The following is a 14,753-nucleotide window of genomic DNA, read 5'->3' on the forward strand; positions in this document are numbered from 1 at the left end:
GGCAGTACTGCCATATTCTGTTGTAGGAGAAAGGAGTGCGTATGTCCAACGGCGGAGCCGCCGCTGAATCGAAACCGAGCACGGGGGAGCAGGGGGCGATTGCCGAAGGTATCGACGTAACGGTGTACCGGCGCAGATGGGCGACACTGCTGGTGCTGTGCCTGGCGCTGTCGGCGACCATGCTCGCCAACACCTCGCTCAGTGTCGCACTGCCCCAGCTCTCGCGTGCGCTCGATGCCTCCACCGCCGCGCAGCAGTGGTTCTCCGACTCGTACGCCCTGGTCTTCGCCGGGTTGCTGTTCACCAGTTCGTCCATCGCCGACCGCTACGGGCGCAAGTGGATGCTGCAGGCGGGCATGGTGCTGTTCGGCCTGGTCTCGGCCTACGTCTGGCTGTTCGTCGGATCCAGCGCGGAGATGATAGCCGCCCGCGGGCTGCTCGGTGTGGGCGGCGCGATGATCATGCCGGTCACGCTGTCCATTCTGACCAGCGTCTTCCCGAGCGGGGAGCGCACCAAGGCGGTCGGGATCTGGGCTGCGGTCTCGGGCGCGGGCAGTGCTCTCGGCCCCGTGCTCGCCGGGCTGCTGCTGGAGTACTTCTCCTGGGAGTCCGTCTTCGTCATCAACGTTCCGGTCGTGATCGTGGGGGTGATCGCCGGAATCCGCTACATCCCGGCCCACACCGGAACCGAGGGCGGTCACGGCGGGCTGGACCTGCTCGGTGCACTGCTGTCCACGGCGGGCATCACCATCGCCGTCTACGCGCTGATCGAGGCCCAGCACGTCGGCTGGCTCTCCGCGCGCACGCTGTCCATGGTGGCGCTCGGCCTGGTGCTGCTGGCCCTGTTCGTGCTGTGGGAGCGGCGGCAGAAGGACCCGATGCTGGACGTGCGGTTGTTCCGCAGCAGCGGGTTCTCGGCCTCGGCCGTGGCGCTGACCCTGGTGTTCTTCGCCATGATCGGCGTGTTCTTCGCGCTGAGCCAGACCCTGCAGATCGTGTTCGGCTACTCGCCGCTGACGGCCTCCACCGCGATGCTGCCGATGTCGGTGATGATGGTCCTGATCGCGCCGCAGGTGTCCAAGATCGTGGGGCGATTCGGGCCGCGCAACACCATCGCGGGTGGGCTGCTGCTGGCGGCCGTCGGAATGGCCGGGTTGAGCACGTTGACCGCGGACTCCACCTACTGGCACATCCTGCTGCCGCTGTCCTGCACGGCTGCGGGCATGTCGCTGGCCATGGCCCCGGCGACCGACCAGCTGATGGCCAACGTGCCCAAGGAGCGCGCGGGCATGGGCTCGGCCACCAACGACGTCACCCGCGAGGTCGGAGCGTCGCTGGGTGTGGCGGTGCTGGGCAGCGTGCTCGGTGGCAGCTACGCCGCCCGCATCTCCGATTCGCTGACCGGGCTGCCCGAGCAGGCGCGCCAGACCGCCGAGGACTCGCTGCCGGGCGGGATGATGGTGGCCCGGTCGCTGGGTGAGCGGGGACAGCAGCTCGCCCAGGACGTCTCGCGGGCCTGGATGGAGGCCTCCCAGGTGGCCTACCTGGCCGCGGCAGGGTTGATCGCGGTCGCCGCGCTGATCGCCTGGTTCTTCCTGCCGGGCAAGGCGAGCACGACCACCGCGGCCTCCGCGGAGGAGACCTCCGATCAGGGGACGCAGGCCGCCTCGGAGCAGGCCGAGCCGGAGCAAGCCGACTCGGATCGGGCCGATTCGGAACAGGCCGCCGCCGAGCAGCGGTGAGGAAGTGGCACCGGGACCTGGAGTCGATGCCGCCTGCGAGCGGCTTCAGGTCCCGGGGTGCGCGTGGTCCAGGCTGCGCAGGAAGTCGTTCCACCGGGCACGGGGGAACAGCAGCGAATCGCCGTGCGGGTGCTTGGAGTCCCGCGTGGCGATGCCGTGCTCGGTGAACGCGACTTCCACGCAGTTGGCCTGGCTGCTGCTGCGGCTGCTCTTGCGCCAGTTGGTCACGGTGTCCACGTGCTCGCTCCTTCGCTGATCGCGGGGTCATCGGCGGAACGCGCGATGATCTCGCTGGAATCATCCGGGGAAAGCGCGAGTTCGCGCAACCACCGCAGGGACCTTCCCGTGGCCGCGACGTGCTCGGGCTCCTCCAGGAACGCGCTGTTGCCCCGGTGCTCCAGATACACCAGGTTCGGCTGCTGGCCGTACTCCAGCAGCACGAACGGCCCCTCCATGCCGGGGTGGATGCCCGCGCTGAGCGGGACCACCCGGACGGTGACGTTGGGGCGCCGATTGCTTTCGGCCAGCCGCAGCAGCTGCCTGCGCATGACGCCGGGGTCGGCCGTGGGGCGGCGCAGCACCGGCTCGTCCAGCAGCACCTCCAGCCGCGGCGCGTGCGCGCCGAGCAGCACCGCCTGCCTGCCGATGCGGGCGCTGACCAGGCGTTCGATCTCGTGCTCCGGCAGCTCGTGAGTGGTGCCGCGGATGACGGCCTCGGCGTACTCGTCCGTCTGCAGCAGACCGGGGACGAACTGCGTTTCCCAGCTGTGGAGCGCGGTGGCCTCCTCCTCGAAACGCATCAGGTCCTGCCACAGCGCGGGCAGGGCGGCGTCCTGGACCTGCCACCAGTTGCGGTCCCCGCCATTGCGCACCAGCGCCAGGATCTCCTCGCGACGCCGGGCCGGCACGCGGTACAGCCCGAGCAGGGCCGAGACGTCGTCGGCCGCCAGCCCGCGCGCCCCCGTTTCCATCCGGCTGAGCTTGCTCATCGAGATCCCCAGGGACTGGGACACCTCGGCGGCGCTGAGCCCGGTGCGTCCCCGCAGTTCCCGCAGCTCCCCGGAGACCCGTCTGACGCGTGCCGGAACCCCTCTGCGCTCTTCCACGATCGCTCCTTCCCTCGCCGGGCGCTGTCGGAAAAACCCTGGCGGGTTGCCCACTGGGCAAGGAACCGTGATCACACGAAAGTGTCGTTGCGTGCCCGCGGGGAGTCCGTCGAGCGTGCTCGACCGGGAAGCGATCACCGACCCGATCAGGAGGAGACGAGATGAACGCGCACTGGGTCGTGGCAGGCGAGCACGAGCACGCGCCGGTGTATCTGGCCATGTCCGGGCCGCGGAGGCTGGAGCTGCGCCAGGGGGAGGCCGTGCTGAGCGTGGGAACCGGCCAGCTGCACGAGCTGCTGGACACGCTGTTCTGGCTGGACGAGCTGTACCGCGTTGATCTGCAGGAGGCCGCCGCGCACCTGTCCGAGCGGGCCGTCGCCGCGGGGTGAGCGTCCCGCCCGGGGCTGCACGGATCGGGCGAGCCCCCGGTCGGTCGGGGCGGTTGCGGGACAAGCGGCGCCAGCCGCTTTCGCCCACCTACGCGGTCGGCACCGCCGGGGGGTCTCAGTCGCGGGTCTCGCGAGGACGGTCCCGACGTTGTGTAGGTCGCTACCCGATGTCGGGGCACCCGCAGCGAGGCCCCGACTGAGGTTCCCCTACGCAACCACCTGAGCAAACCAACCCGAGCACTCTCCAAGAGGTGCTTGCCGAAAGGATCAATCGACCACGATGGTCTTGCTCAGCTCGCGCACCCGCTCGGTCATCCGGCCGTGGTCGATCGGTGCGAAGGTGGTCCAGGCCTGGCCGCTGCGGCGGGTCTCCTCCATCAGGTACCAGCCCTTGGTGGTGGCGAAGCAGTTGCTGACCATGTCCGAGCGGAAGCGGTTTCCGCGCTGGTCCATCCGCGCGGCTCCGAACTGGGCGTAGCCCACGCGCTCGCCACCGGCCATGTCGACCAGCGCGCTCGCGTCGTCCCGGCGCACCCCGCGGCGCAGCAGCGCCTCGCGCATCGCGCGGTCGGAGTCGCCCGCCTCGGCAGCGGCGGCGTCGAGCTGCTCGCTCGGCACCGACACGGCCTTGCCCGGTCCGGGACTCAGCCCGGAGAGCACCTCCACCACGGAGCGGTGCGGTGCGTCGGCGGAACGCAGTTGACGCATCCGCACCACACCGGACTCCCGCACCACCAGCGCGGAGCTGCCCGGTCCGACCGCGGCCAGCGCGGCGCGGCGGTGCTCGCCCTCCTCGGTGAGGTAGCGGTGCACCAGGTCGAAGGAGATCCGGTAGTGGTTCAGCGGGAAGAACACCCCGGAGATGTCGTCCTCGGCGTCCCGGTCGCCGAAACCGAGCCGGCGCAGCTCTTGCCCGGCTCGCTGCTCGGTGTCGCGGCGTTCTTGTTCGGTGATGCCCTCCGGGAGGACGTTCAGCAGGAGCGGCTTGGTGCCGAGCCGGAAGTGCTGCCAGGCGAGGTGGAAGGCCTGCTCGGAAAGTTCGATGTTCATGGTCTCCGCGGGATACGTGGCGCCGGGGAGGATCCCGGCGCCGTGCTCGGCCGTGCGTGCGGGAAGCGCTGGCTCGTCGGGGCGCTTACTCGCCGATCACCGGCGGGGCCACGCGCGGCAGGTCGCCGTCGAAGTAGCCGTAGTCGCCGACGAGGTAGCTCGGCGTCTCGTGCTCCTCGTCCTCCTCGCCCTGCTGACCACCGCCGCGCGGGGCACCTGCAGCGCCGCCGCGGGCGCCTCCGGAGCCCGAAGCGGTGGCCCCTCCGGTGGGAGCAGCGGTCGAGGCGCGGCCGACACCGGACTGCCCACCGGGGCCGAAGCCGCGGCCGGCTCCCGAACCGGCACCGCGTCCGACTCCCGATCCCGTTCCGGCGCCCGCGCCGGAGCCGAGTCCGCGCACCGGGATCCGGCTTCCGGGGGCGCGTCCGGTGCCGCCCACGACACCGCTGCCGCCGGCCACGCGCCCGGAGCCCTGGGAAGCGCCGGGGGTGCCGCCCTGCCCGTATCCGGGAGTCCCGCTCGCGGACGGGTTCTGCCAGGCGGAGTGACTGCCCGCCGGGGGAGCGGTGCCCGCGCCGGGCCTGCCCACCGACTGTCCGGCAGCGCCGGTGCCCGCTCCGCTGCCGGAGCCGCTCGGGTCGAGAGTCCCGGACCAGGAGCTGCGGGTGCCCGCGGGGGTGCCGGTTCCGCCCGAACCGGTTCCCGGGCCGGTGCCGCCGACCTCGGGGTTCGAACCGGACCGCGTTCCGGTCTCCACTCCGCCTTCCGGGGGAGAGGTGAAAGTCGGGGTGGCGCTGATCGTGGTCTGCGAGGCGCCGTCATAGGACTTGAATGCGGTGACCGCGTCCTGACGCAGCTTCTCGTTGTGTGCCAGCGCCTGCTCGTTGTCGGTTTTGCCGCCGGTGAGCCCGGCCCAGGCCTGGCCGAAGAAGTTCTCCTCCGGGACCGGCTTCTCCTCGGACGCGGCGGGAACGGAGGACTGCACCTTGCTGAACGCCTGGGCCTGCTCCTCCATCCGCTCCGCCTCGGCCAGCGCGTTGTCGGCAGCCACCTCGGTCCACAGCACCACCGGCGACATGGCGTTCTGCATGGCTTCGTTGCCCTTGGACTCGGTCACGGCCCCGGCCCGCTTGAGCCGGTCCTTGACGCGGGTGGCGAGGTCGCGCATGTACTTCTCCTCCGCGCGCCACCGCGCGGACTTCTCGGACAGCGCCTCGGCGCCCTTGCCGCTGTTGACCCAGGAGCGCATCTGCTCCAGCTGAGCTCCGTCGAGGTTGGACGGCGGTAGTGTGCGTCTGTCTCCCATCTGGCATTCCTCTCAAGCGTTGGGCAGGTTTTCGATCGCGCTTTCGGCGAACTTGGTCGCGACTGAACAGGGTGCAGCGCGAGTCTGGAGTCGTGTCGTTCCGTTCACGAAGAGCGAGCCGGAGTCCGATACGTCCATTGCTACCAGGCATCCGTACTGCTTCTCGACTTGGTATGCGGGGTATTCTGCGATGCTGGCAACTTTTCCACTGGGACGTTTGTCGGCGAATTCTTGAGTCGTCCTGTCGGTGTCGGCAGCGACGAACATGGCCCATCCTCCCTCGGAGCCAGACTTGCCTCTCTTGTAATCACACCCGTGGTTATCGCTGAGGTTTTTTCCTTCGGTCGGTTGATCTACCTCAAGGTTGCTCTGCTGTTGTTGGGTGATGATGGAGCAGGGGTTGTCGAGTTTGAGTGATTTGGCTGGTGCGGTGCGTTCGGGCAGGTTCACTCCGGCAGCGTTGCTTGTGCTGGTGGGGGTGTTCGCCCCGGTGGTGGTGTTCTGCGCTGTTTGGTCGGTTTGGCCGCCGCAGCCTGCCAGCAGCAGGATCCCTGCGAGCAGGGAGATGCTGGTGGTGATGGTGTTACGCATTCTGGGCTCCTCGGTTGAAGCTGTCGGCGGCGTTCTCGTCGTGATTCAGGTGTTCTCCAGGTTCTGCACCGCAGCCTCAGCGAACTTGGTGAACAGCGGGCAAGCATCAGGGCGGTTTTCTTGAAGTCGTGTTATCCCGTTCACGAAAACTGATCCTGATTCGGCGACGTCAACAGCGATCATGCATGCGCTGCCATCGTCGGATTGATATGCAGAATACTCTCCTATATCCACGACATCCACATTCGTGTTGCTTGCTCCGAATTCTTGAGCTGTCCTGTTGGGGTCAGCTGCTACGAACGCGTACCATCCTCCGTTCGATCCGGCATCCCCCCTTTCGTACTTGCATCCCCGTTTGCCGTTGGATGTCTCTTCCTGAGGCGTGCGGTTCACTCCGAATTCGTTTTGTTGTTGTTGGGTGATGATGGAGCAGGGGTTGTCGAGTTTGAGTGATTTGGCTGGTGCGGTGCGTTCGGGCAGGTTCACTCCGGCAGCGTTGCTTGTGCTGGTGGGGGTGTTCGCCCCGGTGGTGGTGTTCTGCGCTGTTTGGTCGGTTTGGCCGCCGCAGCCTGCCAGCAGCAGGATCCCTGCGAGTAGGGAGATGCTGGTGGTGATGGTGTTACGCATTCTGGGCTCCTCGGTTGAAGCTGTCGGCGGCGTTCTCGTCGTCGATGCGGGTCTGCTTGGCACTGGAGCGCAGGCTCTCCGCAGTGCTTTTGAATACTTGTGCGAGTTTCACGTAGTTCTCGTAGTAAGCTTGGTCATCGCCTGCCCCAACCTGTCCGTGTTTGGATGCAGCCCCCGTACTGACTGGATCGGTTCCGGGGGGCGACACGTTTGCCAGTTCTCGAACTTCTAGTGATCGACTCTCCAACTTATCGGCCTCGTCCTCGAAGAACTTCGCGAGGTCGTCGACCTCGTCGGGGTCGACGACCATGCGCGTGTTGCTGCTCAGCGACTGGGCCAGCTCGGCCTTGGTGTTCGCGCGCTCGCCGATGCGCTGCATGTCGCTGGCCACCTCGGCGAGTCCGCCGAGCAAGGTCCCGCTGTTCGGCATCTGCGTCGCCGCGTCCAGTGCCGCCTGGTCCGTGGCGTCCAGCTCGCCCTGGCCGTCCCCGTTCGCGGCGTCCGCGCTGGACTGTCCACTTCTCTCGTCCGCCACACTTCCCCCTGTACTCACTCGATCGTGTCGCGATCACGCCCGCGGGCGTGATCACGTGCCCGGCGGGCAACGTATCGCACCGCTCACCCGCCGTGTGCGGACTTCGAACGTTTCACCGCACCGTGAGCACGGACACGCTCGACCGGGTGGCGACGCCCGCTCCCGCACCGGGCGAGGCGCGTCGCGGTTGCACCGGTCGCCGCGGGCGCCCAGCATTGCCCGTGAACGCGCCGACGGGGGTGAGACGAGATGCGGGAATGGCTGCGCTGGCCGGTGATCCGCCAGATCACGGGCGCGGACTCCCTCGGCCGCGGGCACGCGGCCCGCTCCGAGCGGACCGACACCGAGCACGCGCGGACCTCCGAGGCCGACTCGGTGGTCGGATCGATCTGCCCGTACTGCGCGGTGGGCTGCGCCCAGCGCATCTACGTCCGGGACGGCGCGGTCACCCAGATCGAGGGAGATCCGGACTCCCCGGTCAGCCGGGGCAGGCTGTGCCCGAAGGGGGCGGCGAGCCTCTCCCTGGTCACCTCCCCGAGCAGGCGGACCAAGGTGCGCTACCGGCGCCCCCACGGCACCGACTGGGAAGACCTCGACCTGGACACGGCGCTGGACATGATCGCCGAGCGGGTGATCCGCACCCGCGACGAGACCTGGGAGTCCTCCGATGAGGACGGTACTCGGCTGAACCGCACGATGGGCATCGCGAGCCTGGGCGGGGCGACGCTGGACAACGAGGAAAACTACCTCATGAAGAAGCTCTACACCGCCCTCGGCGCGATCCAGATCGAGAACCAGGCCCGCATTTGACACTCCTCCACGGTTCCCGGTCTGGGAACCTCCTTCGGCCGCGGAGGGGCCACAACCTTCCAGCAGGATCTGAGCAACTCCGACTGCATCGTGATCCAGGGGTCCAACATGGCCGAGGCTCACCCGGTCGGGTTCCAGTGGGTGATGGAGGCCAAGCGTCGCGGTGCCAAGGTCATCCACGTCGACCCCAGGTTCACCAGGACCTCGGCCATGTCCGACACCTTCGTGCCGCTGCGCGCGGGCAGCGACGTCGCCTTCCTGGGTGGACTGATCAACCACGTGCTGTCCGGCGGGCACTACTTCCACGACTACGTGGTCAACTACACCAACGCGCCGATGATCGTCGGCGAGGAGTTCGTCGACACCGAGGACCTGGAGGGGCTGTTCTCCGGGTTCGCGGAAGGAAGCTACGACACCACCACCTGGCACTACGAGGGAACGAGGGTCAACGCCTCGGCGGGTGAACGTGATCGCCTGGACGAGCTGTTCGGTGCGAACGCGGAGTCCCAGCCGTCGGGCAAGGAGAGCGCGGCCGGCCCCGAGCGGGCGGGCTCCGGCGGGCCGGTCTACCGCGGTGTCCCCGAAACCGATCCGACGCTGCAGCACCCGCGCTGCGTCTTCCAGATCCTCAAGCGGCACTTCGCCCGCTACACACCGGAGTTCGTGAAGCAGGCGTGCGGAGTGGACGAGCAGAAGTTCCTCGAGGTGGCCGAGGCCGTGGCCGCCAACTCTGGGCGGGAACGAACCACCGCCTTCGCCTACGCGGTGGGCTGGACGCAACACACCGTGGGGGTGCAGTACATCCGCGCCGCCTCGATCCTGCAGCTGCTGCTCGGCAACATCGGCAGACCGGGCGGGGGCATCCTCGCGCTGCGCGGGCACGCCAGCATCCAGGGGTCGACCGATATTCCGACCCTGTTCGAGCTGCTGCCCGGCTACATCCCGATGCCGAATGCCCACCCGAAGTTGTCCCTGGACACGTTCTCCTCCGCGGACAGCGCCGCGAAGGGGTACTGGGGCAACATGCGCAGCTACCTGGTCAGCCTGCTCAAAGCCTGGTGGGGGGAACACGCCACGGCCGAGAACGACTTCCGGTTCGACTACCTGCCCAGGTTGAGCGGTAACCACAGCACCTTCCAGACGGTGGTCAACCAGATCGAGCGCCGGGTGCGCGGTTACTTCGTCATCGGGGAGAACCCGGCCGTGGGCACGGTCAACGCGAAGCAGCAACGTATGGGGCTGGCCAATCTGGACTGGATGGTGGTGCGCGATCTGAACATGGTCGAGACGGCCACCTTCTGGAAGGACGGCCCCGAGGTGCGTGAGGGCGAGTGGAGCCCGGAGAACATAGGAACCGAGGTGTTCTTCCTGCCCGCCGCCTCGCACACCGAGAAGGACGGCACCTTCACCAACACCCAGCGCATGCTGCAGTGGCACCACAAGGCGGTGGAACCGCAGGACGACCAGCGCAGCGATCTGTGGTTCTACTACCACCTCGGCAGGAGGATCCGGAGCAAACTCCGCGAACGACAGGGCGAGCGAACCGCCGAGCAGCGGGAGCGCGACCGTCAACTCCTGGAGTTGACCTGGGACTATCCCACCGAGGGAGAGATCGCCGAACCCGATGCGGCGGCCGTGCTCCGCGAGATCAACGGTACCGACGCCGCGGACAACGCGCTGTCGGCCTACACCCAGCTCCGTGACGACGGGTCCACACGCTGCGGCTGCTGGATCTACTGCGGTGTGTACGCCGAGGAGGTCAACCAGGCAGCACGCCGCAAACCCGGCGACGAGCAGTCCTGGACCGCCCTCGAGTGGGGGTGGGCATGGCCCGCCAACCGCCGCATTCTCTACAACAGGGCGGCCGCCGACCCGGAGGGTGTTCCGTGGAGCAGGCGCAAGGAGTGCGTGTGGTGGGACTCGGAGCAGCAGCGCTGGACCGGGCACGACGTGCCCGACTTCGAGTCGACCAAACCTCCCGACTACGAGCCCAGCCCGGACGCGCTCGGCCCCGAGGCGCTGCGCGGCACCGAGCCGTTCGTGATGCAGAGCGACGGCCGCGCGTGGTTGTACGCACCGGCGGGACTGGTGGACGGTCCGCTACCCGCCCACTACGAGCCGCAGGAATCACCACTGGCGAACAGGGCGTACAGCAGGCAGCGCAACCCGGCTCGGCAAGTCTTTCCCAGGCCGGAGAACCGTTATCACCCCAGCGGGACCGAGCCCGGTTCCGCGGTGTTTCCCTACGTGTTCACCACCTTCCGGCTGACCGAGCACCACACGGCCGGTGGAATGAGCCGCTGGCTGCCGCACCTGAGCGAACTGGCCCCGGCGATGTTCGTGGAGCTCTCGCCCGAGCTCGCTGCGGAGCGGCAGCTGCGGCACCTGGGCTGGGCGACGGTGATCACGGCGCGTGCTGCGATCGAGGCCAGGGTGTTGGTCACCCAGCGCATACAACCGTTGCGGTTCGGCGACACCACCGTGCATCAGATCGGCATCCCGTGGCACTGGGGAACGAGCGGACTGACCACGGGGGACGCGGCCAACGAGCTGATCGGTGTGGCGCTGGACCCCAACGTGCACATCATGGAAACCAAGGCTGACACCTGCGATATCCGTCCGGGCAGGCGCCCTCGCGGCGCGGATCTTCGTCGGCTGATCGACGAGTACCGAAGCAGGGCGGGGATCACCGAGCGAACGGGGGTGGAACCCGTCGAGGGCGCGCCATACCCGTACTCGAGCGGGGACGACGGCGCCGAAGGGAGAGCGAATGAGTCCTGACACCGAGAACCGACTCAGCGGACCGCTGCCCGATCCCGCCCGCGAGGCGGGCTATCCCGCCGAGCACCCGCAACGGTCCGGGTTCTTCACCGACACCAGCGTGTGCATCGGGTGCAAGGCCTGCGAGGTGGCCTGCAAGGAGTGGAACCTCCTGCCGGAGGACGGGCTCAACCTGACCGGCATGTCCTACGACAACACCGGCGACCTCGGCGCCGACACCTGGCGGCACGTGGCCTTCGTGGAGCAGCGCATCGATCCCCAAACCCGCTCCCGGGTGGACATCGGCATGCCCGGCATGGGGTCTCCCGAGCCCGCCCAGCAGGAGGAGGGCGGCGACGCCACCGAGATCCGCTGGCTGATGTCGTCCGATGTGTGCAAGCACTGCACCCACGCGGCCTGCCTGGACGTGTGCCCGACCGGGGCGCTGTTCCGCAGCGAGCACGGCACCGTGGTGGTGCAGGACGAGGTGTGCAACGGGTGCGGCTACTGCGTTCCCGCCTGCCCCTACGGGGTGATCGACATGCGCCCCGACACCGGTGGCGCGGCCAAGTGCACCCTGTGCCAGGACCGGCTGGGGGAGGGGATGACCCCGGCCTGCGCCAAGGCCTGCCCGACCGAGTCCATCCAGTACGGTCCCCTGGACGAACTGCGGGAGCGCGCCGAGCAGCGGGTCGAGCAGCTGCACGAGCAGGGCATCACCGAGGCCAGGCTCTACGGCCACGATCCGCAGGACGGTGTCGGCGGGGACGGGGCCTTCTTCCTGCTGCTGGACGAGCCGGAGGTCTACGGGCTGCCGCCGGACCCGGTGGTGACCACCAGGGACCTGCCCGCGATGGCCAAGTACGCGGCCGCGGCCGCCGCGACCGCGGCGGTGACCATAGCGGGCTGCTTTCTGGGAGGTGGCAGGTGAGCACCGACGGGCAGCACGCGGAGGTCGCGAACACGGGCCGGGACGAGCACGCCGGAAACGATTCGGGCAGGGAACCTTTCCGGTCCTACTACGGAAACCCCGTGATCAAGGAGCCGACCTGGAAGGTGCCGGACGTGCCCGCCTACCTCTACCTCGGCGGCATGGCCGGGGCCTCGGCGATCATGGGTGTGCTGGCCGACGCGAGCGGGAACGGGCGACTGCGGCGGACGGGGCGCCTGTGCGCGGCGGCCGGTTCGACCGCGAGCGTGGTGGCGCTCATCCACGACCTCGGGCGCCCCGCCCGCTTTCTGAACATGCTGCGCGTGTTCAAACCGACCTCCCCGCTGAGCGTGGGCTCGTGGATCCTGGCGCCGTTCTCCGGGTTGACCGGTGCGGTCGCCGTCGCCGAGCTCAGCGGGATCGCCCCGCTGCCGGCGCGGCTGGCCGCGGGAGGTTCGGCCGTGCTGGCCCCGGGGATGACCACCTACACAGCGGTGCTGCTGACGGACACGGCCGTGCCCGGTTGGCACGAGGTGTATCGCGAGCTGCCGTTCGTGTTCGCCTCCAGCGCGCTGCTCGGGGCGGGCTCGCTGGGCACGGCGTTGACGCCGCGGTCGCAGTCGGCGCCTGCGCGGCGCATGGCCGCAGTGGGGGCCGTGGGTGAGCTGGCGTTCGGCGAGTTGATGGAGCGGCGGGCGGGCAGGATCGCCGAGGCCTACCGCACGGGCAGGCCGGGCAAGGTGCTGCGCGCGGCTCGTGCGCTGTCGGCCGTCTGCGCCGGGGCCGCGCTGTTCGCCGGGCGCAGCAGGGTGGCCGCCTGGGTGGCCGGGCTGAGCGGAACCGCCGCCTCGGTGGCCACCCGCTACGGTGTTTTCGAGGCCGGACGGGAAACGGCCCGCGATCCGTACTACACGGTGGTGCCGCAGCGCGAACGCGCTCCTGCGCGGCAGTGACACGCGCCGTCGGAACGGCGAGCTCCTTCGGACAAGATGCGGCGGGACGCGCCTCGTCCGGATCTCGGGAAACCGAGTCCGGATAGTATCGGAAGTGTCGTTGCCGCTCATCCGTGAAGGGGTCTCGCATGTCCGAGTCCACCGCGTCAGCCCGCCTCGCCACCGCCGAGGACGTCGAACCCGCCGTGCGCACGCTGCGCCGCGCGTTCGTGGACTACCCCTGGACGCGGCACGTGATCGCGGCAGACGCCCACGAGGAAAGGCTGGCCGAGTTCCAGCGCCTGTTCGTCTCCCGCATAGGTCTGGAGTGCGGGCGGGTGTGGGTGACCCCGGGCTGTGCGGCGGTTTCCGTGTGGACCACCCCGGACAGCACCGGCATCGACGAGGTCTTCGCCGAACTGGCGCCGCGGTTCGCCGAGCTGTCCGGCGACCGGCTGGAGCAGTCCGAGCGGGCCGAAGCCGCCCTGAACCCGCACCGGCCGGCCGAACCGGTGTGGTTCCTCGGCACGGTGGGAGTCGACCCCGGCAGTCAGGGAGCCGGAATGGCCGGGGCAGTGATCAGGCCCGGTCTCGTGGAGGCCGAGCGCGCAGGCAGGCCTGTCTATCTGGAGACCTCGCAGGAGCGCAACGTGCGGATCTACCGCCGGTTCGGGTTCGAGGTCGTCGCGGAGGTGGAGATCCCCGACGACGGTCCGCGAACCTGGGCCATGATGCGTCGCCCCGGAGCCGGCGCTCCGTGAGCAGCGGTGCCTGTCCACCCGAGCGGTCGTGAACTGCGAACCGACCGCTGATGCCGGACGATGGTTGCGGCAGCCAGTCGTCCCGCCGGGTGAGGGCGGCCGCGGCGGACGGCCAGCGAGGGAGGCCGAAAGCATGCCGAGCACACCCACCGGTTTGCACCACGTGACGGCGATCGCCACGGACCCGCAGCGCAACGCGGACTTCTACCGCACGGCCCTCGGGCTCCGGCTGGTCAAGCGGACCGTCAACTTCGACGCCCCGGACACCTATCACCTGTACTTCGGGGGTGAATCGGGGCAACCGGGCACGCTGATCACCTTCTTCCCCTGGCCGGGGGCGCCCAGCGGGCGGCGCGGGGCCGGGCAGACCACGGCGGTGGCCTTCTCGGTGCCGCAGAACTCGCTGGGCTGGTGGTACCGGCACCTGGACGGACTGGAGGTCAACGTCGGAACTCCGGCCACCCGCTCCAGCGAGGAAGCGCTGCGCGTCGCCGACCCGGACGGCCTGCTGATCGAGCTGGTCGGGCATCCGATGGCCGACCAGCGCGGGCCTTGGGAGGAGGGGACCATACCGCCGGAGTACGCGATCCGGGGGTTGCACTCCGTGACGGTCACCGAGATCGGGCACGAGCACACTGCCGAGCTGCTGACCGACACGCTCGGCTTCCGGCTCGTCGAGGAGTCCGGGTCCCGCTTCCGCTTCGCCGCGGGAAGCGAGGGCTCCGGGGCGCTGGTGGACGTGCTGTGCAGCCCGGAGGCCCCGCTGGGGACGGTCGCGGCGGGCACGGTGCACCACATCGCGTGGCGCACTCCCGACGAGTCCGAGCAGGTCGACTGGCGCAACACCCTGCTCGACCGGGGACTGGACATCACCCCGGTGCTGGACAGGCGCTACTTCCACTCGATCTACTTCCGCGAGCCCGGCGGGGTGCTGTTCGAGATCGCCACCGACTCGCCCGGGTTCACGGTCGACGAACCGCTGATGGAACTGGGCAGGGCGTTGAAGCTGCCGCCGTGGCTGGAGCCGTCCCGCGCTGAGATCGAGCAGTCCCTGCCCGCCCTCAGGGTTCCCGGGCCCGAGGAGGAGATCACCTTCACCCCGCCGCCCACGGGGGAACCCTCGTGACGGGGGTTTCGGGCCCGCCCCGGTCCGGGCGCCTGCCGCTGGCGGGCGGCGCGGCCGCTCGCGACCAGCCGATCGAACCGAGTCCCT

At 69.2% G+C, this 14,753-nt stretch carries 14 protein-coding genes; 7 read left to right on the plus strand and 7 right to left on the minus strand.

Annotation, left to right across the window (positions count from 1 at the left end; genetic code table 11):
• Positions 1-41: 41 nt before the first annotated feature.
• Positions 42-1,742 (plus strand): MFS transporter, encoded by a 1,701-nt coding sequence (locus tag G9Q41_RS00515; protein WP_165631623.1) that lies wholly within the window; start codon positions 42-44, stop codon positions 1,740-1,742.
• Between the two features lie 45 nt (positions 1,743-1,787).
• On the opposite strand, the gene G9Q41_RS00520 is transcribed toward G9Q41_RS00515, so the two are convergent.
• Complete coding sequence (locus tag G9Q41_RS00520) at positions 1,788-1,979, minus strand: DUF397 domain-containing protein (RefSeq protein WP_092521700.1); 192 nt, start codon at positions 1,977-1,979, stop codon at positions 1,788-1,790.
• Positions 1,967-2,848, minus strand: coding sequence for a helix-turn-helix transcriptional regulator (locus tag G9Q41_RS00525; RefSeq protein ID WP_165631622.1), 882 nt, complete (start codon positions 2,846-2,848; stop codon positions 1,967-1,969). The genes G9Q41_RS00520 and G9Q41_RS00525 overlap by 13 nt, the downstream gene beginning before the upstream one ends.
• 161 nt (positions 2,849-3,009) lie before the next feature.
• On the opposite strand from G9Q41_RS00525, the gene G9Q41_RS00530 reads away from it, so the two are divergent.
• Entirely contained in the window at positions 3,010-3,237 is a 228-nt protein-coding gene (locus G9Q41_RS00530) for a hypothetical protein (protein WP_092521698.1), read from the plus strand.
• A 267-nt stretch (positions 3,238-3,504) separates the two neighbouring features.
• Here the strand turns inward: G9Q41_RS00530 and G9Q41_RS00535 are convergent, their stop codons facing one another.
• The 5 genes from G9Q41_RS00535 to G9Q41_RS00555 form a co-directional block, all read right to left on the minus strand.
• On the minus strand, positions 3,505-4,287 hold the full coding sequence (locus tag G9Q41_RS00535; protein ID WP_092521697.1) for an ESX secretion-associated protein EspG: 783 nt from the start codon (positions 4,285-4,287) through the stop codon (positions 3,505-3,507).
• 85 nt (positions 4,288-4,372) lie between these two features.
• A complete protein-coding gene (locus G9Q41_RS22175) occupies positions 4,373-5,593 on the minus strand; it encodes a hypothetical protein (RefSeq protein WP_165631621.1) in 1,221 nt (406 codons plus the stop codon).
• Between the two features lie 12 nt (positions 5,594-5,605).
• Complete coding sequence (locus tag G9Q41_RS00545) at positions 5,606-6,184, minus strand: DUF3558 domain-containing protein (protein ID WP_092521693.1); 579 nt, start codon at positions 6,182-6,184, stop codon at positions 5,606-5,608.
• Between the two features lie 45 nt (positions 6,185-6,229).
• A complete protein-coding gene (locus G9Q41_RS00550; RefSeq protein WP_092521692.1) occupies positions 6,230-6,811 on the minus strand; it encodes a DUF3558 domain-containing protein in 582 nt (193 codons plus the stop codon).
• Positions 6,804-7,346 carry a hypothetical protein gene (locus G9Q41_RS00555; protein ID WP_092521691.1) on the minus strand — a complete coding sequence of 181 codons (543 nt, stop codon included), beginning with the start codon at positions 7,344-7,346 and terminating at the stop codon, positions 6,804-6,806. Before G9Q41_RS00555 ends, G9Q41_RS00550 begins: the two co-directional genes overlap by 8 nt.
• A 249-nt stretch (positions 7,347-7,595) precedes the next feature.
• Between G9Q41_RS00555 and fdh the strand changes: the two genes are divergently transcribed.
• The 5 genes from fdh to G9Q41_RS00585 all read left to right on the plus strand — a co-directional run bounded on the left by fdh (position 7,596) and on the right by G9Q41_RS00585 (position 14,666).
• Positions 7,596-10,937, plus strand: coding sequence for a formate dehydrogenase (gene fdh, locus G9Q41_RS00565; RefSeq protein ID WP_139186517.1), 3,342 nt, complete (start codon positions 7,596-7,598; stop codon positions 10,935-10,937).
• Positions 10,927-11,847: a 4Fe-4S dicluster domain-containing protein gene (locus G9Q41_RS00570; RefSeq protein WP_092521688.1), complete on the plus strand. Its 921-nt coding sequence runs from the start codon at positions 10,927-10,929 to the stop codon at positions 11,845-11,847. The genes fdh and G9Q41_RS00570 overlap by 11 nt, the downstream gene beginning before the upstream one ends.
• On the plus strand, positions 11,844-12,800 hold the full coding sequence (gene nrfD, locus G9Q41_RS00575) for an NrfD/PsrC family molybdoenzyme membrane anchor subunit (RefSeq protein WP_165631620.1): 957 nt from the start codon (positions 11,844-11,846) through the stop codon (positions 12,798-12,800). Before G9Q41_RS00570 ends, nrfD begins: the two co-directional genes overlap by 4 nt.
• A 128-nt stretch (positions 12,801-12,928) precedes the next feature.
• Positions 12,929-13,540: an N-acetyltransferase gene (locus tag G9Q41_RS00580; RefSeq protein WP_092521686.1), complete on the plus strand. Its 612-nt coding sequence runs from the start codon at positions 12,929-12,931 to the stop codon at positions 13,538-13,540.
• 133 nt (positions 13,541-13,673) lie between these two features.
• Complete coding sequence (locus G9Q41_RS00585; protein ID WP_165631619.1) at positions 13,674-14,666, plus strand: ring-cleaving dioxygenase; 993 nt, start codon at positions 13,674-13,676, stop codon at positions 14,664-14,666.
• Positions 14,667-14,753: the final 87 nt, after the last annotated feature.

This window comes from Actinopolyspora sp. BKK2 (assembly GCF_011291845.1).
Classification (GTDB): domain Bacteria; phylum Actinomycetota; class Actinomycetes; order Mycobacteriales; family Pseudonocardiaceae; genus Actinopolyspora; species Actinopolyspora saharensis.